This window comes from Clostridium lapidicellarium, from assembly GCF_041224415.1.
Taxonomy (GTDB): domain Bacteria; phylum Bacillota; class Clostridia; order Clostridiales; family Clostridiaceae; genus Clostridium_B; species Clostridium_B lapidicellarium.
This window is the reverse complement of sequence record NZ_JBGFFE010000006.1, coordinates 1-24,239: the sequence shown is the minus strand read 5'-3', so window position 1 is coordinate 24,239 and position 24,239 is coordinate 1. Positions and strand designations below refer to the sequence as shown.

Below are 24,239 nucleotides of genomic sequence, written 5' to 3'. Positions count from 1 at the left end.
AATCTGTGTTTTAACATAAAAAAAGAGTGGGGGAATGATTGTGAAAAATATAAAAAAGTTAGTAACCACTGCATGCATAATTGTATTTACATTTTCAATTGCTGGTTGTAATATGATAGAGAAAACACCAGAGGCAATAGCTAATAGTACTGTGGCGGTGGTCAATGGAGAAAAGATCACAAGAGGTGATTTAGATAAAAATCCAAATACAATGCAGTTGATAAGTCAAGCCAAACAGCAGTACGGAGAAGATTATGCAAAGAATGATGAAGCTGTAAGTGTTATAAAAAATCAAAAGGGACAAATACTTGACAGTATGATTACAATGAAGGTAATTGAACAAAAAGCTAAAGAATTAAAGCTTCTACCAGATGAAAATAAACTTAAATCAGAGATGAATAGCCAGATTGCCCAGATAAAAAAACAGCAATTTGGAAATAACACCGAACAGTTTGATGCAGCACTAAAAGCTCAGGGCTTTACTGAAAGTTCATTTAAAGATATGTATTTATCACAGCTCAAAGCACAGCAAATAGAACAAAAAGTAAGCGACAGCCTTACAAAGAATGTAAAAGTAACAGATAAACAAATAGAGGATTATTATAAGGCAAATCAGGATAAATTTACTGAACAGACTGATAAGATGCATTTGGCACATATACTTGTAAAAACTAAAGATGAAGCTGAAAAGGTGAAAGCAAGATTGGATAAAGGAGAAGATTTTGCGAAAGTTGCAAAAGAAGTTTCGGAAGATACAAATACTAAAAGTAAGGGAGGGGATTTGGGAACTATAAGTTATGATGATTCCCAGTATGATGCTCAATTTATGGCAGGAGCAAAGGCATTGAAAAAAGGAGCAATATCAGGCCCTGTAAAAAGTAGTTTTGGATATCACATAATAAAATGCATAGATAAACAGGAATATCCCGTTAAACCCCTTAGCAAAGTCAAAGATCAGATAAAGAAACAATTGGAGGATAATCAGAAAACCAAATTGGTTTCTCAGAAAGTTCAAGAATGGAAGAAAGCTGCAAATATAACTAAAAAAGATAAGAATATCATGTAGTGATGTCTTTATGTACAGGTGTAATTGAGAGAATTATGATAATTGATACCATAATTCTCTTTAATTTTATAATTTAAATAACAATTGTGTATAAAATTTCATATTTAGAAAAATAATATTAATACAAGTTATATATTATTATTTTTGAGGAGGAATTCTAAACATGAAAGCAACAGGAATTGTCAGGCGTATAGACGACTTGGGAAGAGTTGTCATACCTAAAGAGATAAGAAGAACACTTAGAATAAGGGAGGGCGATCCTCTAGAAATATTTACGGATAGAGAGGGAGGTGTTATACTAAAAAAATATTCACCTATTGGTGAACTCAGTGATGTTTCTAAAGGATATACTGAATCACTGCAGCAGACCATAGGACATATAATTATGATATGTGATAAGGACAGTGTGGTATCTATAAGTGGAGCTTCCAAGAAAGAATATGTGGATAAAAAGATAAGTTCAGAACTTGAAAAGTCAATAGATGACAGGAAGACAGTTTTAGCTTCTGAGGGAAAAGGAATCATACCAATATATGATGATGAGGATATTGAGGGGAAATATTCCGCTCAAGTGATATGTCCGATAATATCGGGTGGAGATGCCATTGGAGCTGTGGTAATAGCATCTAAAGAAGAGGCTAAATTTGGAAATGTAGAAGTCAAATTGGCTGAAACGGCATCTTCATTCCTTGGGAAGCAAATGGAACAGTAGGAAATGGCAGCAATTGCTGCCATTTTTATTTATTCATTAAATCATTATTGACTGTAATATAAAAAATATTCACTTCAAGTAATAATACTTTCAAATTTTAAATACTTATAAACATGGGAAAGAATTATTTGCAGCTATGGCAATTTGGAGGTATTTTTATGAAAAAACAGTCACTTATAAAAGGAACAGTTATATTAGGATCCGCAGGTATAATATCTAAATTTTTAGGATTATTTTTTAGATGGCCGCTTCAGATGTTAGTAGGAGATGAGGGAGTAGGGTATTATCAAATGTCTTTTCCCCTTTATATGTTCTTTGTTGCAGCTGCGTCAGGTATACCTGTAGCAGTTTCCAAAATGGTATCGGAAAGAAATGCCATTGGGGATTATGAGGGTATTATCCAGGTACTGAGAAAGTCTCTGCTTTTGATGTTTATTTTGGGGACGGGTTTTACGGCTGTTCTTCTTATATTTTCAAATCCGATTATACATTTTTTAAAATGGGATAGAAAATCCTATTATTCATTGGTCGCTATAGCCTTTGCACCTATGTTCATATCTATAATGAGCGCATTTAGAGGTTTTTTTCAGGGGCTTCAAAATATGAATTACACTGCTGTATCCCAAATTGTAGAACAGATAGGAAGGGTGATAGTTGGAGTAGGGCTTGCATATCTGCTATTACCTAAAGGTATAGAGTATTCTGCGGGAGGGGCAGCTCTGGGGGCAGCTGCAGGAGGATTATTTGGAGGTATATATTTAATAATAAAATATATACCTGTAAGAAGAGAAATAAATGTTAAGGTGAGAGATAACAGGGATATATTGAGCAAACTGCTGTATATAGCGATTCCAGTGTCCCTGGGAGCTGCTGTAAGCAGTATAATGAGTCTTATAGATTCGGCACTGGTACCTCAAAAATTGTTGGAGGCAGGTTTTACATATAAGGATGCAGCGATATTATATGGACAACTTACGGGAAAGGCATTTGTGTTGATAAATATACCTCTCACCATATCAGCTGCATTATGTGCTTCCCTAATGCCTATAATTGCAGAATCGCATGTATTGAATAGAAGACTAGATGTTATTAACAAAGTGGATTTGTCTTTTAAGCTTTCTATGGTGATTGCCCTTCCTTCTATGCTTGGACTTTATACATTGGCTTATCCAATTTTGAATTTGATATTTCCAGGCCAGTCCGCCGGTTCCAGCATACTTCAATATTCAGCACTGTCAGTACCTTTTATAATATTGGTACAGACATCTACCGCCATATTACAGGGGGTAGGCTATTACATTAGACCTGTATTCAACCTGTCTTTAGGCTGTATTGTCAAAGTGGTTCTGACTCTGTTTTTGGTAGCAATTCCATATGTAAATATTTATGGGGCTGTTTGTGGGAGTATAGCAGGCTATTTTGTAACCTGTGTTTTAAATATAGTATTTCTTGTTAAGAAATTAAAAATAACTGTAAATTACTCTGAAATTGTGATTAAACCTGCTTTTGCCTCTATTTTTATGATAATAGCTGTTGTAATTATCTATATGTGTGTCTATAATTATACAGTAAGCAGTAGGATAGCTTGTTTTTTAGCTATAATTTCGGGATTTATAATATATATTCCACTTGTAATTATATTTAAAATATTTAAATACAGTTATATAAAAAATAAGATATTCAAGAGATAAGGAGGGCTTACAAATGATTAAAGTAATTGGCCTAGGTCCAGGGTCTGTGGAATCCCTTACTTTGGGTGCTGTAAGCATACTTAAAAATTCAGATGAGGTTTATCTGAGAACGGAAAAACATCCTACGGTAAAATATTTAAAAGAATCGGGTATAAAATTTCATACTTATGATTATATGTATGAAGATAAGGAAAAGTTTGAAGACGTGTATAAGTCTATTGCCCGGGATCTGGTGCAAAAGGGGAAAAAATTCAGACAAATAGCCTATGGAGTACCAGGTCATCCCTTAGTAGCGGAAAAATCAGTCGAATTATTGATAGAATCATGCAGGAAAGAATCTTTGAATATAGAAATAATACCGGCGGTTAGTTTTATAGATGTCATTTTAGAAAGACTGAATGTAGACGCTAGCAAAGGACTCAAAATAGTGGATGCCTTTGACATAGAGAATCAAGTATTGGATAAAAGGACAGGGATGATAATAACCCAGGTGTATGATAGACTGATTGCATCTCAGGTTAAATTGACTCTGTTAAAGTATTATGGAGATAATGCCGAAATATATTTTATAAGATCTGCAGGAATTAGGGACAGTGAATCTATAAGAAAGATAAAATTGTATGAATTAGATAGACAGAATGATATAGATCACCTGACATCAATTTATGTTCCCGGGCATATTGAAACTAAATATGATTTAAGGGATTTACTAAATATAATGAAGAAATTGAGAAGCAGTACAGGGTGTCCATGGGATAGAGAACAAAGCCACGACAGCCTGAAAAAATATCTTGTAGAAGAAAGCTATGAAGTGATGGAAGCTGTAAACAAGGAAGACTATGAAAACTTGGTAGAAGAGCTTGGTGATGTGTTATTTCAAGTAGTGTTTCATTGTCAGATAGGAGAGGAGGAGGGATTTTTTGATATAGGCGACGTTATCGATGGTGTGTGCCGCAAAATGATAAACAGGCATCCACATGTATTTGGCTGTAAAAGCTTGGACAATAAGGAGCAGGTACTTGCGGAGTGGAATGTAATAAAAAAGAAGGAGCAGGGTTTGAGTACATACACAGATGAACTTAGGCATGTGGCCAAAGCTTTGCCGGCTCTTATGAGAGCGGTAAAAGTTCAGAAAAAAGCTTCAGATGTGGGGTTTAACTGGGAGAAAGTTGAAGGCGCTCTGGATAAAGTTTTAGAAGAGTATTATGAAGTAAAAAATGTATATAAAAGTGAAGAAAAGGTAAAAATAGTAGAAGAAATGGGGGATTTAATATTTGCATGCGTAAATGTTGCTAGATTCCTTGACATTGACCCTGAGTTTGCATTAAATTATAGTATAGAGAAATTTATAAAGCGTTTTGCATATATAGAAAAAAATGCTATTGACCGAGGTTTAGATATGAAGGATATGACATTGGATGAAATGAATAGACTTTGGGAAAAATCTAAAAGCAAATAAATTTTAGTTTTTATATGCAAAAAGAAGGAGTTTATAAATTAGTGCAGAATATGGCTAATATGTACTATAATTAAATATAGTAAGTGATAAATAATTTAAAATGCAATATACATAACATAATCAATAGCTGAATGTTTTTGTACAATATATGAGTATTTATTGCTTTCTATAAGATCTTGATTAAATTTAATTGAGATTAAATTTATAAAGATATTTGCATAGTCTTGCACATATGTCTATGAAAATAAGAGGAGGTAAAAAAGGTGAATAAATCAGAATTAATTACTGGTATAGCAGAAAAGTCAAAGTTAACTAAAAAAGATGCAGAGGCAGCTTTAAAGGGATTTATAGAAAGTGTGGAAGAAACACTTGAAAAAGGAGAAAAGGTTCAATTAGTTGGATTTGGAACATTTGAAGTGAGGAAAAGAGCTGCTAGAATTGGAAGAAATCCTAGAACCAAAGAAGAAATAAATATACCAGAATCAACGGTTCCTGTATTTAAAGCTGGTAAAGAATTTAAGGATAGAGTAAATAAATAAACATATTTTTTCAGTAAACCTGGATGAAAATCTGGGTTTTCTGTTTTAAGAAGGAGAATTTACATGAGATTAGATAAATATCTTAAGGTGTCCAGAATAATAAAGAGAAGAACTGCAGCGAAGGAAGCATGTGAGGGCGGAAGGGTTATCATAAATGGTAAAACAGCAAAACCGAGTACCGAGGTTAAAGGCGGAGATATAATACAGATTAAATATGCCAATAGTTCTCTTAAAGCAAAAATTTTAGATATTAAAAATCATACCAAAAAAGAAGATGCCCAGAAAATGTATGAGATAATTACGGATACAAAAGATGTAAAATAGAAAGTAATATAAATTATTCCCATCACATATATTTATTATAGGTGGAGGGGATGTTTTATGGAGAAAAAAGAAATAAAGCTGGAAGACAAAAAAAGCCTGCTGAGTCTTGAAAATAGAAAAAAATTAATACTGACCGGTATTATTGAAGTTATAAGTTTTAATGAAGATCAGATATCTTTAAATACTAATCTTGGAATTCTCAATATCAAGGGTAAGAATTTAAAGATGAATAAATTAGATGTACAAAATGGTGATGTTAGTATAATAGGTACTATAAACTCCTGCATTTATATAAACAATGAGCCTAAGAAAAAAAAGCATCATTTGTTGTCAAAAATGTTTAAGTAGTTTTTAACTGGAAAGGGCTATTATGATTATATCAATAAGTGATCAGCTCAGAATTATATTGTGCAGTATTATGGCAGGAATAATAACAGGAGTGTTATTTGATTTTTATAGATTGATAAGGGGATTGACCGGTTTAAATAAAATAATAGTGTTTATAGAAGATACTTTATTTTGGCTGTTTACGGCTATAGTTGTATTTATATTTTTAATGTATACCAATTATGCTTATCTGAGAATGTATGTTTACATTTTGCTGATAGTTGGGATATATTTATATTTAAAGATTTTTAGTCCTGTACTTATTAGCTTTTATAGAAAATTATTTAAAATAATTGGGAGGGTATTTAGAGTGATTTTAAATGTACTTATATATTTTTTCCAATATGCCGATTATATTGTTAAGAAAAAAAATAAAAAAAAATTATAAGAATTAACTTGAAGAAAATTAAAAATCAAATTACAATATAATTATAATACTATTTAGAATGATTTTGAAGAAAAGTTTTTAATTAAAGAAACTGGTGATTGTTATTGAAAATAAAAATCAAATGGAAAAATATATTCCTTTTATTGTTGGTTTTATACATAGGTTATATATTTGTAAGTCAGCAAATTACCATGCAGAATATAAAAAAACAAATATCTGAAACGAAATCTGAAGAGCAAAAATTAAAGGTTAGAAATCAAAAATTACAGGATGAAGTTAAAATGTCTGCATCTGACGTATATATAGAGAAATTGGCTAGAGAAAAACTAGGTCTTATTAAAGAAGGTGAAACTCCTGTAATAAATGTAAATAAATGATGATTGATTGTAAATTGTATCTGCAGTATGATGGAGGATAAGTAATTGTGTAGCAGGAAGAATTTTCAGGGGAAAATCCAGGAAATCCTACTTTGATTGAGTAAAGTCAGAAGAATAAAATGTTAATATATATAAGTATTATTTTTAAGGAGGAGTCTTTTTAATATGACCTTGAAGGCAGGAAACATACTAGAGGGAACAGTAGTTAATATTACTAGCTTTGGAGCCTTTGTAGAAGTTGAGGGTAAAACTGGTTTAGTCCATATATCTGAAGTATCAGATAATTATGTTAAAAATATAAGGGACTATTTAAAGGAAAAGGATAAAGTGAAAGTCAAGATAATTTCTATTGATGACAATGGCAAAATGAGTTTATCAATAAAACAGGCGTCACACAATAAGAAAAGCTTGAGACCATTAGAAATAGATTGGCAAAAGGAAAGCAACAAGCAGAATCAAGGTACTTTTGAAGATAGATTGTCTAAGTTTTTAAAGGATAGTGAGGAGAGATTTCAAGATATAAAGAAGCACCAGGATTCGAAGGGAAAAGGTTATAAGAGATCGTCTAATTATTGATCATATAATATAAGGAGGTCTGTAAAAGATCTCCTTTATTTAATAAAAAAGTTAGGCTTTAAAAATTGTTGACAATATTCTATTTATCATATATAATAACTTATGTTGTCAATCGATAGGTCATTAATTACTGCTGGAGTGGCGGAACAGGCAGACGCACAGGACTTAAAATCCTGCGGGCTTTAAAACCCGTACCGGTTCGATTCCGGTCTTCAGCACCAGTGTATTGTCGCGGGGTGGAGCAGCTGGTAGCTCGTCGGGCTCATAACCCGAAGGTCAGAGGTTCAAATCCTTTCCCCGCAACCAAATTAAATGAAGTATACGGTTAGTTATTATAAGTTAAGCAGAAGTGGTACATAGTGTCGCGGGGTGGAGCAGCTGGTAGCTCGTCGGGCTCATAACCCGAAGGTCAGAGGTTCAAATCCTTTCCCCGCAACCAAATTAAATGAAGTATACGGTTAGTTATTATAAGTTAAGCAGAAGTGGTACATAGTGTCGCGGGGTGGAGCAGCTGGTAGCTCGTCGGGCTCATAACCCGAAGGTCAGAGGTTCAAATCCTTTCCCCGCAACCAAATTAAATGAAGTATACGGTTAGTTATTATAAGTTAAGCAGAAGTGGTACATAGTGTCGCGGGGTGGAGCAGCTGGTAGCTCGTCGGGCTCATAACCCGAAGGTCGGAGGTTCAAATCCTTTCCCCGCAACCAAAATTATATAATATGGCGGAATAGCTCAGTTGGCGAGAGCATTCGGTTCATACCCGAAGTGTCATAGGTTCAAATCCTATTTCCGCTACCAAAACCGGGGACTTGCTAAATTTAGCAGGTCCCTTATGATTTGTACACAGAGTTCTACATAGAACTTTGTGTATTTTAGCCTGCAGGTAAAATTATGAACACTGTGGATAAATATTGAATATTATATGTGGATAAAAAGTGTGAAATAGAATTTTTTTAACGTAATTGTCTAAAATAAAGATTATAAAAAAAACATAGAAATTAATGTCTTAAAAAAAATATGAATACACCTCACCTTCTGACATTTATTTCCATAAGAGACTGCTATAATAAAGAAAGTGATTTTATATAGTGAGGTGATATTTTTGCAATATAGAGCGGAGGTTTTTCCTTATCAACGGACAAAAAAGATAGGTTGTGAAAGGAAAAAAAGCAAATTTAAAAATTTGGATTCCATTATTGAATTGGCATTTTACTTTTTAGCAGGTTTCTTGGTGGGAAGGGTTATGATGGTAAATCTTATGGCACCTTTTGGGATAGCATTTTTCATATCCATAGCGGTATGTGAAAAACAGGTGCCTTCACTGATGGCTGCCACCGGCACGTTTCTCGGGTACATATCTATATATGGAAATGTAAAATATTTACCAATGTATTGCACGATAATTGTTACATTAGCCTTTTTAAATTATATTCTAAAGGGCGTTGATAGAAACAAAAAACTTGTTTTTCTGTTTTCAGCTACATTTTTAGAATTTCTTTTTTATAAGTTTCTTGTAGTTAAGTTAACTGCTGGAGTAGCTGCTCTTAATTCTGTTTTTGAAGTTACGTGTGTTTTCTCATTATATTATATTATCAATTACTCTATAATATGTTTTAAAAAATCAAAAACTCGACATCTGTACAGCAGCGAAGAAATAATTAGTATGGCTATAACCATATCTTTGATTATAGCCGGAACTTGGGGAAGCAGTATAGGCGGAATATCTCTTAGGAATACAATAGCTTTAAGTTTTATCCTCATATTAGGTTATGTAAAGGGAAGCACTTCAGGTGCTGCGGCAGGAGTGGCAATGGGAGCTATTATAGGAGTTACTTCCAATAATGTTATAATTTATATTGCAGTTTATGGATTATGCGGCCTAATATCGGGTGTATTTAGGGAGACGGGTAAATTGTTTAGCGCTTCAGCTTATATTGTTACTTTTGCTGTATTAAAAATGTATTCTAATATAGGTGCCGAGTTTAAAATTGTAGAAGTAATCATAAGTTGTATTGTATTTCTATCCATACCTAAAAAAATATATAAAAAATTGGAATTGGAACTGGATTGCCAGGAAAAGCAAAGGCATTTAAAAGAAAATTATGCAGATAAGATCAAAGCTATTTTTACCAAGAAATTAAATAATTTTTCCAGTGTACTTGGTAATATGTCATCTGTTTTAGCTAAATTGGCTGAAAACGATAAATTGGCGATGAAAAATAAAAGCAGCGCTCTTATAGAAAACTTAGCCGATAGAGTTTGTACAAGCTGTGACATGAAGTCCATGTGCTGGAGAAGAGAGACTTTTTATACCTATAATGCATTTGCAGAATTGATACAGAACTTTCAGGAAAATAAAAAATATATACCGGAAGAAATTCAGAGAAAATGCATTCAGAGGACTTTTTTAATGAAAAATACTGAGGAAATTGTAAATAATTACATTATAGATGAAATGTGGAGGGTAAGATTGGGGGAATGCAGGGAACTTCTGGCCTCCCAAATAAAAAATATGGGTGATACAGTGTCAGAAATAGCGGAGGATTTTCATTCTAATATAAAGTTTAATTCTAAAGTTGAAAATGATATTCGCAGAATTTTAAACAAGGGAAATATCCATTACATGGATGTATTTTGTTTTAATGACGAAAGGGACCACTTGATTGTAAATCTCTCTATGGAAGCTTGTGGTGGAAAGCAGCAGTGTGTGAAAGATGTATTGCCGCTTATAAATAATGTTTCAGGTAAATTGATGTGTGTGAGCAACAGTGAGTGCAATATAGATTATTCTGTAGGTACCTGCAGTATAATTTTTAAAGAAATGCCCAAATATCACATATCTGCCTGCGTAAGCGGAAATTGTAAGGATGGAGAAAAATATAATGGGGACAACTATAGCTTTGGTGAATTGTCAGATGGGACATATATGACAATAATAAGTGATGGAATGGGATCTGGACCCCAGGCAGATCAAGAAAGCAGTGCTACTGTTGAGCTTATAAAAAAATTTACCGGTTCGGGATTTAAAAAGATGACGGCAATCAATACCATAAATTCTATCATGGGAATTAAATTTAATGAAGACGAGAAGTTTTCCACTCTGGACTTGAGCAGCATAGATCTGTATGAGGGAGAAATAAATTTCATAAAAATGGGTGCAGCAGCTAGTTTTATAAAAAGAGGAGATGATATTATAGTTATAAGATCCAAGACTCTTCCCATTGGGATATTGGATAAACCAGATATAGACATAACCGATAAAAGAATAATAAACGGAGATTTTATAGTTATGGTAAGTGATGGAGTGCTTGACTGCGATAGCGGTTCTACGGGCAACTTTCAATGGATGGTGGAATTCTTAAGAAAATTGGATTGTACGGATCCGAAGGAAATGTGCCAGGTTATAATTGACAAAGCTAAAGAAATATCCGGGGGAAAAGTGAAGGATGACATGACAGTAGTAGTCGAGAAAGTATATAGCCTTTATTGATAAAAAACATAATAAAATTCCTAATCTAATAATAGGAAATTGGGCTGTTGATGATCTATGGTGAATCAACAGCCTAAATAAGTAGTATAATTATTTAAAGACAAAAGATATTTTATTTATGGTATAATATAATAATATATTATATAATTTAGATTTTTAGATGTAGGAAGTGCTTGTCTTGATAGAATCTGTGTTGAAGACTATAAAGGAAAATAAAATGTTTGATGAAAATGATAAAGTGATAGTAGCTGTATCGGGGGGACCAGATTCTATATGCCTTTTACATATATTGTATGTCTTGCACAAAAAATTAAATATAGCACTGGTTGCAGCTCATGTAAATCATTGTCTTAGAGGCAGTGAAGCTGATGAAGATGAATCATATGTAAGAAATTTTTGTAGAAATTTGGGAATTGGTTTTAGAAGCTTAAAAATAGATATAAATAATGTGGCCAGAGAAAAGAACATATCTTGTGAAAGTGCGGGAAGAGAAGAAAGATATAAGTTTTTTAAAAAACTTAAAAGCGAACTTGGAGCCCAGAAAATAGCTATAGCCCATAATGCCAATGATCAGGCGGAAACTATTTTAATGAGGGTTATAAGAGGAACTGGACTGGATGGACTTACTGGAATAAGACCTGTAAGAGATGATGTGTTTGTAAGGCCGTTGATACATACTACAAGAGCTGAAATTGAAAGATATTGTGATAAAAATGGCCTCCAACCTAGGATTGATAAGACTAATTTTCAAAATGTGTTTTCCAGAAATAAAATAAGATTAGAACTTATACCCTATATACGTAAAAATTTTAATGAAAATATAATTGAGGTATTAAATAGATTTTCGGATACGATAAAGATTGATAATGATTATCTAGAATATATTTCAAGGGAAAAATTCAAAAAATATTGTGATATAAAGCCCGAAAAGGTTATAATATCTAAGGAGGCATTTTTAGAACAAAAGGCTATATTGACAAGGATAATTAGGTTTTCATTAAGAAGTGTAGCTGGGAGTTTAAAGGATTTTGAAAGAATTCATATTTTTAATGTAATTAAAATTCAAAAACATCATACAGGTAAGGAACTAATGCTTCCCAATAATATTTTGGCAGTTAACAGCTATGGAAATATGATAATAAGGAAAAACAGTATAAAAACAAGTATGTCCTGTCTCAAACAATATAAATTGAAAATTGGATGTAATTGTATTTCAGATGTTAACTCAAAGATTTATTTGAATTTAACTAATAAAAGGAGTTATTTACACAGTGGCCAAAATAAATTTATTCAGTATTTTGACTATGATAAGATACAGGGAGATATAATATTGAGGAATAGAAAAAAGGGGGATAGAATAATACCACTTGGGATGACAGGAAATAAAAAACTAAAAAACCTTTTTATAGATTTAAAAATACCTAGGGAAGAAAGAGATAATGTCCCACTGATATGTTTCGGGGATAAAGTTGGATGGGTAGTTGGTTATAGAATAAGTGAACTTTTTAAAGTCGATAGAAATAGTAAAATTATTTTAGCTATAGAATTTGAAAGTGGGGAACTATAATATTATGAGCAATATAAGTGATGATATCAAAGAGGTTTTACTTGATGAAAAGACAATAAGACAAAAAGTCAGGGAAATAGGGAAAAAAGTGAGCAGAGATTATGATGGCAAAGATCTAATGCTAGTAGGTATATTGAAAGGTTCAGTTCCGTTTATGGCAGACTTACTGCGAGAAATAACCATTCCATGCACCATGGATTTTATGGCAGTTTCTAGCTATGGAAGTTCTACTGAAAGTTCAGGTGTTGTTAGGATTTTAAAGGATTTGGATTATGAAATAGAAAATAAATATGTGTTGATAGTTGAAGACATCATAGATTCAGGTACGACTTTATCATATTTAATTGATTATTTAAAGGGTAGAAAGGCTAAAAGTATAGAAATAGCTTCTCTCTTAAATAAGGCTGTAAGAAGAAAAGTCAATGTCAAAGCCAAATATATAGGATTTGAAGTCCCCGATTACTTTTTAGTGGGATATGGATTAGACTATGCAGAAAAATATAGAAATTTTCCATATATTGGTATATTAAAGGAGGAAGTTTATAAATAGATAGAATTAAAAATTATTGTAAAGAGATATTACTTATGATACAATTTTACGGTATTAAACTGGAAAGAGAGGGGGGCCTTTAATGAAAAAATTTTCAAGCGCAACGGCCTGGGTTATAGTTTTTATATTGGTAATTCTTGCTGCATTATTGTTATTGAGAACCGATAATAATTCAGTATCTATTACTTTTAATGATTTTCAAAAAGATTGGTTGAACAACGATATAAAAAGTTTTCAGCTTAGAGAAGATAAAATGACAGTTCAGGGCAGCTTAAAAAATGGAACACCTTATGAGACTGTAGTTCCATCTGAAAGATTGTTCCAGTTTATAGGACAGCATCCTAGAGACGGTGAAGTTCAGGAGATGTATGTTAAACCATCTACGATGCCCATGTGGGTTCAATATTTGCCTACAGTTCTTGTGATACTTATGCTTGTAGCATTTTGGTTCATGTTCATGCAGCAATCGCAAGGAGGTGGAGGGAACCGGAGTGTTATGAATTTTGGGAAAAGCAGGGCTAAGATGGCATCGCCGGACAAACAGAAGGTAACTTTTGCAGATGTGGCAGGAGCAGATGAAGAAAAAGAAGAATTGGCAGAGATAGTGGATTTTCTTAAGCAGCCTAAGAAATATATAGAAATGGGAGCTAGAATACCTAAAGGAGTACTGCTGGTAGGCCCTCCAGGAACAGGAAAAACATTGTTGGCTAAGGCTATATCTGGGGAGGCAGGAGTACCGTTTTTCAGTATATCTGGTTCTGATTTTGTAGAGATGTTTGTAGGTGTAGGTGCTTCACGAGTAAGAGATTTGTTTGAGCAGGCAAAGAAGAATTCACCTTGTATAGTATTTATAGACGAAATAGATGCAGTTGGCAGACAGAGGGGAGCTGGACTTGGCGGCGGACATGATGAAAGAGAGCAAACCCTAAATCAGCTTCTTGTTGAAATGGATGGATTTGGAGCTAATGAGGGTATAATAATGATAGCCGCTACAAATAGACCTGACATATTGGATCCTGCTCTTTTGAGACCGGGTAGATTTGATAGGCGAATACTGGTAGGTGCACCGGATGTAAAGGGAAGAGAAGCAATATTGAAGGTCCATTCCAGAAACAAGCATTTGTCCGATGAAGTGAAATTGGATGTCCTGGCAAAGCGTACACCGGGGTTTACTGGTGCTGATTTGGAAAACCTCATGAATGAGTCCGCCCTTTTAGCGGTCAGAAAAAATAAGACTATAATTGGGATGGATGATCTGGAAGAAGCAGTGACCAGAGTAATAGCGGGACCTGAGAAAAAAAGTAGGGTTATTGATGAAGAAGACAGGAGACTTACTGCATATCATGAAGCAGGTCATGCAGTGGTCATGAAGCTTTTACCTAATTCGGATCCAGTTCATCAAATAAGTATAGTACCCAGAGGAATGGCTGGTGGATATACCATGCATCTTCCCGAAAAAGACAGTGTCTATATGTCAAAATCAAAACTAGAAGATGAGATTATAGGCCTTCTGGGGGGAAGAGTTGCTGAAAAGCTAGTAATTGGTGATATAAGTACTGGGGCTAAAAATGACATTGAAAGGGCTACGACTATAGCTAGGAAAATGGTAATGGATTATGGAATGAGTGATCTTGGACCTATTGCTTTTGGCTCAGGCCATGATGAAGTGTTTTTAGGAAGAGATTTAGGAAAGGGAAAAAATTATAGCGAAGAAGTGGCTTTCGAGATAGATAAGGAAATAAGAAAACTGATAGATGAAGGTTATAATAAGGCTGAGAAGCTTCTTTCGCAAAATATGAATAGACTGAGGGCTGTGGCTGAGAAGCTTCTGGAAAAAGAGAAACTTGAAGCTGATGAGTTTGAAGAAGTTTTTGCTCAGGCTTGATTTAGTGATATGAAAGGGCTACTACACAAATTTATGTAATAGTCCTTTTCTTTGGCTACAAGTTGAAAATGATGTATTTTAAAACTTGAACAACAGTGATATAATAAATTTGTATATTTTATATGAAATGGGATGATTATAGTGGAATTTAATCTAAAAGAGGGTGTTACCTCTACTAAGAAAATACAGGTAACCGAAAACGATACAGCAAAAAAAATGGGTTCTGGCGATTTGAATGTATTTGCTACACCAGCTATGATAGCCCTGATTGAAAATACGTGTAAAAGCTGTGTGGATCTTCATTTGCCTTCAGGATACACTACAGTGGGAATAGAAATAAACATAAAGCACCTTAAACCGTCGCCAGTAGGTGCAAAGGTAAAATGTGAGGCAGTTCTTCAAAAAATTGATAGAAAAAAGTTAGCTTTTAAAGTTGAGACTTGGGACGACAAGGGTAAGATTGGAGAGGGATCCCATGTTAGATATATAGTAAACAGCGAGAATTTTATGAAAAAAGTACAATAAAATGCCTTATGCTGTTTGATCTTGACAAATATGATTTTATTGATACAATTAAGTTATAATTTTAGGTAAGCATTGATGTAATTCTAGAGCAGTTTTTAAAGCTGCTCTAGAATTATGTATATTATGAATAAAATGATCTACTAATTTTATTTAGAAAGATGGTGTTTTCGAGTGATTTTAGTTTTGGATGTGGGTAACACTAATATTGTATTGGGAATATATGATGCCGACGATCTCATTTCAGTATGGAGATTATCCACAGATGATAAAAGGACGGCTGATGAATATGGAATTCAGGTAATGGAGTTATTCTTACAAAGCAAATTGAATCCTTCTGATATAAAAGGCTCTATTATATCTTCTGTAGTTCCCAATATAATGTATTCATTAGAACATATGGTAATAAAATATTTTCAAGTTATTCCTATTATAGTTGGTCCGGGAGTAAAAACTGGAATAAATATAAGATATGATAATCCAAGAGAAGTGGGGGCAGATAGAATAGTAAATGCAGTTGCTGCTCATGAGATATACAAAAGATCTGTAATTATCATAGATTTTGGAACAGCTACGACATTTTGTGCGGTTACAGCTAGAGGGGATTACCTGGGAGGAACTATATGTCCAGGTATAAAAATATCTTCTGATGCTTTATTCGAAAAGGCAGCTAAACTTCCAAGAGTGGAAATTGTAAAACCGCCTGGAGTTATATGTAAAAACACTGTATCCAGTATACAGGCAGGTTTGGTCTATGGATATATTGGTCAAGTGGATTACATAGTAAAAAGAATGAAAAAAGAAATGATGGATTTAGGGGAAGAAGAGCCATTTGTAATAGCTACTGGTGGTCTTGCCAAACTTATAAAGGAAGGTTCTGGATCTATAGATATAATTGATTCCATACTTACATTGACAGGTCTTAGAGTAATTTATGATAAGAATAAGAAGCCGGTGTCCTGATGAAAATAGGAGGATTGGAATTTAGAAATAATGTATTTTTGGCTCCAATGGCAGGCGTTACGGATAGGGCATTCAGAGAGTTGTGCAGTGAGATGAAGTGTGGATTTGCCTATACAGAAATGATAAGTGCCAAAGCCTTGTTCTACGGAAGTAAAAAAACTCAGGATATGCTTTTGACTTCTCCAAGAGAGAAGGCTGTAGGAGTTCAGATATTTGGCAGTGATCCTCTTATAATGGCTAAAGCATGTGATTTTTTTAACAACAATAAAAAAGTTCTCCTTGTTGATATAAATATGGGATGCCCGGCTCCTAAGATTGTAAAAAATGGAGACGGATCTGCCCTCATGAAAAACCCAGTACTTGCGTCACAAATAGTAAGGGAAGTGAAAAAAGCTTCCTTAAAACCTGTTACCGTGAAAATGAGAATCGGATTTGACAGTAATAATGTAAACGCGGTAGATTTTGCAAAACTTATGGAACAGTCTGGAGCAGACGGAATAACTGTCCATGGCAGAACTAGTGTTCAGATGTATAGCGGAAAGGCTAATTGGGACATAATAGAAAGGGTAAAGAAGGCAGTTAAGATTCCAGTTATAGGTAACGGGGATATATTTACAGTGGAAGATGCAGTTGAAATTTTTAGCAAAACGCAGTGCGATGGGATAATGATCGGAAGAGGATCTATGGGAAACCCGTGGATATTTAAACAGATATTTCAGTATGAGAATAACTGTCCTGTAGAATATCCTACACCTGTAGATAAAGTGAATATGTGTATAAGACACTATAAAAAATCAATCCATTTCAATGGTGAAGAGAGAGCAGTGAAGGAAATGAGGAAGCATGTAGCTTGGTATATAAAAGGGTTGAAAAACAGCAAGGAAATAAAAGATAAAATAAATTATGAAAAATGTAGTGAAAGAGTATTTGAAATTTTGGATGAATATAAATGCCTGCTGTAATTTTTGATTTGGCAGCAGAATAGAATATTATCATAAGTAATTCAGAAAAAGGCGGTAAGTTTGAAATCCATTTTATATGCCAAATCTGATAAAATGATGTTTTATAATGACAATAGCTTTTTGGGAAAAATAAAAGATAGATTCAAAATAAGAATTAAGAAAAAACTTTTCATAAAAGAGCTTGGAATTAAAATTGAAGTTGTAAAATTTCCACTTAATATCAATGCCGATTCTTATAGAAATAATATTTTGAGAGCTCAGAAAATATCTAAAATAGAAGATATACAGCTGGCGCCTAAAATTTATAGATATTTGGATTATAATCTTTACAATAGATTTCAAAGAGAATTGATGGCTTTTAGTATTGTGATGAGTTCAAAGATAATACTTAGAAATAGAAAGAAAAGTATAAGGCACAGCTGTATGGTTGTTTATGATGCTTCAGAACCTATTTTGTTTGACACTATATGTTTTTTAGCTAAAGAGGCTAAATTCATAGTTCTACTTTCTAAAAATATTGTAAAAATAAATAAAATAAGACAGTACATTACAGCAAATTATGGAGTAACGCCCATAGTTACTTCAGATTTAGATTTTTCTTTTGGAAATGCGGATTTTATTATAACTTCTGAGAAAATCAATGTAGGAAATAAAGCATATATATGGTACTTAGACAACAGTTATAGACCCTGCCTTAAAAGTGATATTATGGTTAATGATATTGAATATAAGATACCCTGGGATTTTGAATATGATAATATGCCCTTTGAACTCCTAGGGTCTATACTCTGTCAACTGGGTGAAAAAAATGTGGAGAAGGCACTGTGTTCCAATGGCATATTTTTAAATAAAATAAAGTTTGATAGAGATGAGTTGACTTTGTAAAGACAGGTATAATTTATTTATTGACAAGACAATACTGCTGTTTTATAATTACCTAAATGATAATTGGGATGGATAATAATATTTGGGATATGTTAGAATTTTATATAAATTATTAAAGGGGAGAACGGAATGAGCATGCCAAAAAAATATGTAATGACCTATGAGGGAGTGATTAAACTTGAGCAGGAACTAGAGAATTTAAAGACGGTTAAGAGAAGGGAGATCACTGAGAAAATTAAAACAGCTCTTTCATTTGGGGATTTGAGTGAAAATTCAGAATATGATAGTGCTAAAAATGAACAAGCATTTGTAGAGGGAAGAATAGTTCAACTTGAAAATATGCTAAAAAATGCTACTATAATAGATGAGGATGAAGTACCACCGGATGTAGTCAGTATAGGTTCTATTGTAAGGGTAAAAGATTATGAATTTGATGAAGAAGTTGAATATTTGATTGTAGGATCTGCCGAAGCCGATCCTGCTAATAATAAAATATCGAATGAATCACCCGTAGGTAAAGGATTAGTTGGTAAAAAAGTAGGCGATATACTTGAAATACAAATACCGGATGGTATCAGTAAATATAAAATACTGAGCGTGAGAAGATAATTGGAGGGTATTATTCATGACAAATGAGGAAAAAGATATACATAATATGGAAAAAAATGCCAACAAATTGATGAAGGAAAGGCTGGAAAAATTAGAATCCTTAAGAAAACAGGGGAAGGATCCCTTTGAAGTTTATAAAGTGGAAAGGACTCATACTTCAAAAGATGTAAGGGATAACTATGAAACTCTGGAAGGAAAAAGTGTAACTGTGGCGGGAAGGCTGATGTCAAAGAGAGTTCACGGCAAAGCTGGGTTTTCAGATTTATATGACAGATATGGAAAAATTCAGTTATATATAAAAATAGATGATGTAGGAGAAGATAAACTTAAAGAATATAAATCTTATGATATAGGAGATATCTTATCTATAACAGGCAGGGTATTTAAAACCAGAACTGAGGAAATAACAATTCGTATTATAAATTTTCAACTTATATCTAAATCTCTTAAGCCTCTTCCAGAAAAATGGCATGGACTGAAAGATCCGGATCTGAAATATAGAGAGAGATATGTGGATTTGATAATAAATCAGGGAGTTAGGGACACTTTCCTGAAGAGAACAGCTATAATAAAGGCCATGAGGCAATTCTTGGATGACAGAAATTTTATAGAAGTTGAGACCCCTATACTTTCATCTATAGCTGGAGGAGCGGCTGCAAAGCCTTTTATAACTCATCACAATACATTGGATATAGATATGTATTTGAGAATTGCAACTGAACTATATTTAAAGAGATTGATAGTTGGAGGGTTTGAAAAAGTATATGAAATAGGGAAATGTTTTAGAAACGAAGGCATGGATATAAGGCATAATCCGGAATATACATCTATGGAATTATATGAGGCTTTTGTGGACTACAATGATATGATGTCGCTGACTGAAAATATGGTAGCTTATATTTGTGAAAAGGTACTGGGAAGTACCAAGGTTATGTATCAGGGTACTGAAATAGATTTTAAGCCGCCTTGGAATAGAATTACTATGGTAGATGCAGTTAAAAAGTTTGCAAAAATAGATTTTAGTGAAATAAAAGATGATGATGAAGCTAGGAAAATTGCCAGCGATAAGGATATTAAGTTAAAAAAAGAATTAAAAAATTGTACAAAGGGAGACATATTGAATGCCCTGTTTGAAGAATTTTGTGAGGAAAAATTTATTCAACCTACCTTTGTCATGGATTATCCAGTGGAAATATCTCCTTTGACTAAAAAAAAGAGGGGAAATGATAAATTTACTGAAAGGTTTGAGGGCTTTGTATTTGGAAGGGAGATCTGCAACGCTTATTCAGAACTGAATGATCCTATAGTGCAGAAAGAGAGATTTTTGCAGCAATTAAAGGAAAGAGAATTGGGCGATGATGAAGCATATATGATGGACGAGGATTTTATAAATGCACTTGAAATAGGAATGCCTCCAACTGGAGGACTGGGAGTGGGAATAGATAGACTTATAATGATTCTGACAGATTCCTATTCTATAAGAGATGTGATACTTTTCCCGACTATGAAGCCAAATCAGCAGTGATAAATAGATTTATATTTTAGGAGGATTAGCTGAAAATCCTCCTATTGCATTTTTGAAATTACATGATATAATGATATATGTAAATTGTTCCGTGGTAGCTCAATGGTTGAGCATTCGGCTGTTAACCGAAGGGTTGGAGGTTCGAGCCCTCTCCACGGAGCCATTTTGTTTAATTTTAACCAGATTGGTGTTTATAAATCCTACTATGTATATGCAGATGTGGGTAACTTAAAATTTAATAGGATAGCTATGATGAAGAAAAATGGTATTGTGAATTTCTAAAGAGAAGTTGTGGCAGGTGCAAACAACGAAATTTTTACCATGGGAGCTTTTGAGCTGGAGATGTGAAAGATGAGCTTGTGCTAAATAGGGTGGAACCGCGGAATTAATTCGTCCCTTTGTAAAGAGCTCTTTTTTTATACCTTAAAATATATTTGTATTACAATAATTTAATTTGGAAAGGAGAAATTGTAGTATGGCTTTTGAAAAGACTATGGATAAAATAGTGGCTTTGGCTAAGAATAGAGGATTTGTTTATCCTGGATCAGATATATATGGAGGACTTGCAAATACTTGGGATTACGGCCCTATTGGAGTTGAGCTCAAAAATAATGTGAAAAAGGCATGGTGGGAAAAATTTGTCTATGAGGATGAACACAATGTGGGTTTAGATTGTGCAATACTTATGAACAGTGAAGTTTGGGTAGCTTCAGGACATGTGGGAAATTTTACTGATCCTCTTATGGATTGTAAAGAATGTAAATCTAGATTTAGAGCAGATAAATTGGTAGAACAGGATATGACTTCAAAGGGAGTAGAAAAAGCCAGTGCAGATGGATGGAGCAATGAAAAACTGGAAAAATATATAGAAGACAATGATGTGGTTTGTCCTAATTGCGGGAAAAAGAATTTTACTGATATAAGGCAATTTAATCTTATGTTTAAAACATTTCAGGGAGTTACGGAAGGCTCAAAATCGGAAATATATTTGAGACCCGAGACGGCCCAGGGCATATTCGTAAATTTCAGAAATGTTCAGAGAACATCCAGAAAAAAAATTCCCTTTGGTATAGCCCAGATAGGCAAAGCTTTTAGGAATGAAATAACTCCGGGTAATTTTATTTTTAGAACTAGAGAATTTGAACAGATGGAACTTGAATTTTTCTGTAAACCTGGAAGTGATTTAAAATGGCACCGTTATTGGAAGGATTATTGCTGGAAATTTTTACTGAATCTTGGTATAAAAGAGGAAAATATAAGATTTAGAGACCATGGTAAGGAAGAGCTTTCCCATTACAGCAGTGCTACTTCAGATATTGAATATTTATTTCCTTTTGGATGGGGAGAACTTTGGGGAATAGCGGATAGAACGGACTATGATCTGACACAGCATCAGAATCATTCGGGAAAAGACATGACTTATATGGATCCTATAACTAAAGAAAGATATGTGCCTTACTGTATAGAACCTTCCGTAGGGGCAGACAGGGCAGTACTTGCTTTTTTAACTGATGCCTATGATGAAGAAGAGCTGGAAGGGGGAGATGTAAGAACAGTATTACATTTTCACCCTGCAATAGCACCATATAAAGCAGCAGTACTTTGTCTCAGCAAAAAGTTATCAGAAAAATCTCTTGAAGTTTATAATATGCTAAAGAAAGATTTTAATGTGGATTATGATGAAACAGGAAGTATAGGTAAAAGATATAGAAGAGAAGATGAAATTGGGACTCCCTATTGTATAACCATAGATTTTGACACTATAAAGGATAATACGGTTACTATAAGAGATAGAGATACAATGAAACAAATTAGAGTCAAGATAGAAGAGCTAAAGGGATTTATTGAGGAAAAAATAAAATTTTGATTGTATACCGTATCCAGGGGCGCAGCTGCCCTTATCTGCCACTTGTAGAAGCCGGCAGTATTGGGGCAGGTAGCCGTGGATAAATTTGAATAAAAAATTTACCGAATAACAAAAGTTATTCGGCAAATTAGGGTTTAATCATGGGGATATGTTATATGTTTAATTAAAACTTGGGGAATTATATTAATGTTTCCTTACGGCACAATCATAGTATAACATAGTGATATGATAATTTTCAATAGTCAACAATAAAGTTGTTAAATTAAATATTTTCTCACAATTTAGACTATAATCGACAAATTTCTTCTAAGCAGTTGATACTGCTGATATGATAGCCATTTTATAATCTATGACACTGTTCTAGGCTTGTTTAAATTAAGGTATATTATTTTATAATATGTTATGTTATTATATAATCAAAATATAAATTAAATTGTTGTAACAGTCTTGATGTGGAGGTAATTTTATGAAAAAGAACTTTGAAGAGTTTAGAAGATTTATAAAGGATAAAAAGACAGCTGTAGTAGGTATAGGTGTGAGCAACAGACCTTTGATTGATTTTTTATTGAGTTTGGGTGCTAAAGTCACTGCTTTTGATAAGAAAAATGAAAGTCAATTAGGGGAGATAGCAGAAGAATTCAGGAAAAAGAATGTAAAACTTGTATTGGGTGAAGATTACCTTCATAATTTAAATGATTTTCAAGTAATATTCAAAACTCCTTCTATGAGAATAGATAATCCGTATCTTGCAAAAGCTAAACAGGAGGGTGCATATATAACCTCTGAGATGGAGGAATTTATTAAATACTGTCCTGCCGAGGTGTATGGTGTAACCGGGAGCGACGGCAAGACTACAACTACAACTATTATCTATAATATTTTAAGAAATCATGGATATAAAACATGGGTTGGAGGCAATATAGGTACCCCTCTGTTTCCACAAATAGATAAAATGAAAAATGAGGATAAAGTTGTGTTGGAACTTTCAAGTTTTCAGTTGATGACCATGGATGTATCACCTGAAATTGCAGTTATCACAAATATTAGCCCAAATCATCTGGACATTCATAAGGATATGAAGGAGTATATAAATGCAAAGAAAAATATATTTAGGTACCAGGATAAAAATTCCTTGCTCGTATTAAATAGGGAGAATGATATAGTGAATTCCATGGTATCAGAAGCTCCAGGGAGTGTTAGGCAGTTTAGCAGCAAAAGGATTTTGAATAAAGGTGGATATTTGAAGAATAATAATTTATATATAGATGATGATGAGGTATGCAAAATAGGGGAAGTTAGAATCAGGGGCATGCATAATGTCGAAAATTTTTTAGCGGCTTTTTGTGCAGTGGAAGACTACGTAGATGTTGAAGATATGAGAAAAGTAGCTCTTGATTTTCAGGGTGTGGAACATAGATGTGAATTTGTCAAAACTGTAGACGGAGTAAAATATTACAATGATTCCATTGCTTCAAGCCCTACAAGAACGTTAGCTGGACTCAGGGCCTTTGAAAAACCTGTCATATTGATAGCAGGTGGATATGATAAAAAGATACCATTTGATGTTTTGGCGGAAGAAGGGTATAAGAAGATAAAAGCTTTGATACTTATGGGAGACACAAAGTATAAAATAAAAGGGGCTTTTGACAAGTTGAAAGATGAAAAAGGAGTAGAGGTACCAATAACAATGGTTGATTCTTTACGCGAGGCGGTTGAAAGGGCAAGACAATTGGCGGACAAAGGAGATATTATTACTCTTTCTCCGGCTTGTGCTAGCTTTGATATGTTTCCAAACTTCGAAGTCAGAGGTAGAAACTTTAAAAAAATAGTGAGTGAACTTTAAGTGAACAGATATAGTTTTATAGTGCAACTTTGCCTGGGGTATCGTGATGCAAGA

Annotated in this window: 22 protein-coding genes and 7 tRNA genes; all 29 read left to right on the top strand. The window is 33.6% G+C overall.

Annotated elements, in window-relative coordinates; translation table 11 throughout:
• Positions 1–40: 40 nt before the first annotated feature.
• Positions 41–1,066: a peptidylprolyl isomerase gene (locus AB8S09_RS05960; RefSeq protein ID WP_369868680.1), complete on the top strand. Its 1,026-nt coding sequence runs from the start codon at positions 41–43 to the stop codon at positions 1,064–1,066.
• 163 nt (positions 1,067–1,229) lie between these two features.
• Positions 1,230–1,778 (top strand): stage V sporulation protein T, encoded by a 549-nt coding sequence (gene spoVT, locus AB8S09_RS05955; protein WP_294182901.1) that lies wholly within the window; start codon positions 1,230–1,232, stop codon positions 1,776–1,778.
• A gap of 158 nt (positions 1,779–1,936) precedes the next feature.
• The gene (locus tag AB8S09_RS05950) at positions 1,937–3,469 is read left to right on the top strand and encodes a putative polysaccharide biosynthesis protein (RefSeq protein ID WP_294182905.1); all 1,533 of its coding nucleotides are present in this window, start codon (positions 1,937–1,939) and stop codon (positions 3,467–3,469) included.
• A gap of 13 nt (positions 3,470–3,482) precedes the next feature.
• Positions 3,483–4,928: a bifunctional methyltransferase/pyrophosphohydrolase YabN gene (gene yabN / locus AB8S09_RS05945; RefSeq protein ID WP_369868679.1), complete on the top strand. Its 1,446-nt coding sequence runs from the start codon at positions 3,483–3,485 to the stop codon at positions 4,926–4,928.
• A 263-nt stretch (positions 4,929–5,191) separates the two neighbouring features.
• Complete coding sequence (gene hbs, locus AB8S09_RS05940; RefSeq protein ID WP_294182907.1) at positions 5,192–5,467, top strand: non-specific DNA-binding protein Hbs; 276 nt, start codon at positions 5,192–5,194, stop codon at positions 5,465–5,467.
• A 63-nt stretch (positions 5,468–5,530) separates the two neighbouring features.
• Positions 5,531–5,791: an RNA-binding S4 domain-containing protein gene (locus tag AB8S09_RS05935; RefSeq protein WP_294182909.1), complete on the top strand. Its 261-nt coding sequence runs from the start codon at positions 5,531–5,533 to the stop codon at positions 5,789–5,791.
• Between the two features lie 57 nt (positions 5,792–5,848).
• On the top strand, positions 5,849–6,139 hold the full coding sequence (yabP, locus tag AB8S09_RS05930) for a sporulation protein YabP (protein WP_294182910.1): 291 nt from the start codon (positions 5,849–5,851) through the stop codon (positions 6,137–6,139).
• 22 nt (positions 6,140–6,161) lie between these two features.
• Positions 6,162–6,566: a spore cortex biosynthesis protein YabQ gene (gene yabQ, locus AB8S09_RS05925; protein WP_369868678.1), complete on the top strand. Its 405-nt coding sequence runs from the start codon at positions 6,162–6,164 to the stop codon at positions 6,564–6,566.
• 104 nt (positions 6,567–6,670) lie between these two features.
• A complete protein-coding gene (locus AB8S09_RS05920; RefSeq protein ID WP_294182914.1) occupies positions 6,671–6,943 on the top strand; it encodes an FtsB family cell division protein in 273 nt (90 codons plus the stop codon).
• Between the two features lie 165 nt (positions 6,944–7,108).
• Complete coding sequence (locus AB8S09_RS05915) at positions 7,109–7,519, top strand: S1 domain-containing RNA-binding protein (RefSeq protein WP_294182916.1); 411 nt, start codon at positions 7,109–7,111, stop codon at positions 7,517–7,519.
• 132 nt (positions 7,520–7,651) lie between these two features.
• A tRNA-Leu gene (locus tag AB8S09_RS05910) sits at positions 7,652–7,740 on the top strand.
• A gap of 9 nt (positions 7,741–7,749) precedes the next feature.
• Positions 7,750–7,825: transfer RNA gene (locus AB8S09_RS05905), tRNA-Met, on the top strand.
• Positions 7,826–7,882: 57 nt separating this feature from the next.
• Positions 7,883–7,958: transfer RNA gene (locus AB8S09_RS05900), tRNA-Met, on the top strand.
• Between the two features lie 57 nt (positions 7,959–8,015).
• Positions 8,016–8,091, top strand: a tRNA-Met gene (locus AB8S09_RS05895).
• A gap of 57 nt (positions 8,092–8,148) precedes the next feature.
• A tRNA-Met gene (locus AB8S09_RS05890) sits at positions 8,149–8,224 on the top strand.
• Positions 8,225–8,238: 14 nt separating this feature from the next.
• A tRNA-Met gene (locus AB8S09_RS05885) sits at positions 8,239–8,315 on the top strand.
• 304 nt (positions 8,316–8,619) lie between these two features.
• Positions 8,620–11,007: a stage II sporulation protein E gene (gene spoIIE, locus AB8S09_RS05880; protein ID WP_294182918.1), complete on the top strand. Its 2,388-nt coding sequence runs from the start codon at positions 8,620–8,622 to the stop codon at positions 11,005–11,007.
• A 178-nt stretch (positions 11,008–11,185) separates the two neighbouring features.
• The gene (gene tilS, locus AB8S09_RS05875) at positions 11,186–12,574 is read left to right on the top strand and encodes a tRNA lysidine(34) synthetase TilS (protein ID WP_294182920.1); all 1,389 of its coding nucleotides are present in this window, start codon (positions 11,186–11,188) and stop codon (positions 12,572–12,574) included.
• A gap of 4 nt (positions 12,575–12,578) precedes the next feature.
• Entirely contained in the window at positions 12,579–13,124 is a 546-nt protein-coding gene (gene hpt / locus AB8S09_RS05870) for a hypoxanthine phosphoribosyltransferase (protein WP_294182922.1), read from the top strand.
• Positions 13,125–13,206: 82 nt separating this feature from the next.
• Positions 13,207–15,009: an ATP-dependent zinc metalloprotease FtsH gene (ftsH, locus tag AB8S09_RS05865; protein WP_369868677.1), complete on the top strand. Its 1,803-nt coding sequence runs from the start codon at positions 13,207–13,209 to the stop codon at positions 15,007–15,009.
• A gap of 141 nt (positions 15,010–15,150) precedes the next feature.
• Positions 15,151–15,534 carry a thioesterase family protein gene (locus AB8S09_RS05860; RefSeq protein WP_294182926.1) on the top strand — a complete coding sequence of 128 codons (384 nt, stop codon included), beginning with the start codon at positions 15,151–15,153 and terminating at the stop codon, positions 15,532–15,534.
• Between the two features lie 171 nt (positions 15,535–15,705).
• Positions 15,706–16,494 carry a type III pantothenate kinase gene (locus AB8S09_RS05855; RefSeq protein WP_294182928.1) on the top strand — a complete coding sequence of 263 codons (789 nt, stop codon included), beginning with the start codon at positions 15,706–15,708 and terminating at the stop codon, positions 16,492–16,494.
• Entirely contained in the window at positions 16,494–17,456 is a 963-nt protein-coding gene (gene dusB / locus AB8S09_RS05850) for a tRNA dihydrouridine synthase DusB (protein ID WP_294182929.1), read from the top strand. The genes AB8S09_RS05855 and dusB overlap by 1 nt, the downstream gene beginning before the upstream one ends.
• Before the next feature lie 93 nt (positions 17,457–17,549).
• Positions 17,550–18,341 (top strand): hypothetical protein, encoded by a 792-nt coding sequence (locus AB8S09_RS05845; protein ID WP_369868676.1) that lies wholly within the window; start codon positions 17,550–17,552, stop codon positions 18,339–18,341.
• Positions 18,342–18,470: 129 nt separating this feature from the next.
• Complete coding sequence (gene greA, locus AB8S09_RS05840) at positions 18,471–18,950, top strand: transcription elongation factor GreA (protein WP_294182933.1); 480 nt, start codon at positions 18,471–18,473, stop codon at positions 18,948–18,950.
• A gap of 16 nt (positions 18,951–18,966) precedes the next feature.
• Positions 18,967–20,475 carry a lysine--tRNA ligase gene (gene lysS / locus AB8S09_RS05835; RefSeq protein WP_369868675.1) on the top strand — a complete coding sequence of 503 codons (1,509 nt, stop codon included), beginning with the start codon at positions 18,967–18,969 and terminating at the stop codon, positions 20,473–20,475.
• An 88-nt stretch (positions 20,476–20,563) separates the two neighbouring features.
• Positions 20,564–20,638 (top strand) — tRNA-Asn (locus tag AB8S09_RS05830).
• 312 nt (positions 20,639–20,950) lie between these two features.
• Positions 20,951–22,342 carry a glycine--tRNA ligase gene (locus AB8S09_RS05825; protein WP_369868674.1) on the top strand — a complete coding sequence of 464 codons (1,392 nt, stop codon included), beginning with the start codon at positions 20,951–20,953 and terminating at the stop codon, positions 22,340–22,342.
• 466 nt (positions 22,343–22,808) lie between these two features.
• Positions 22,809–24,185: a UDP-N-acetylmuramoyl-L-alanine--D-glutamate ligase gene (gene murD, locus AB8S09_RS05820; protein ID WP_369868673.1), complete on the top strand. Its 1,377-nt coding sequence runs from the start codon at positions 22,809–22,811 to the stop codon at positions 24,183–24,185.
• Positions 24,186–24,239: the final 54 nt, after the last annotated feature.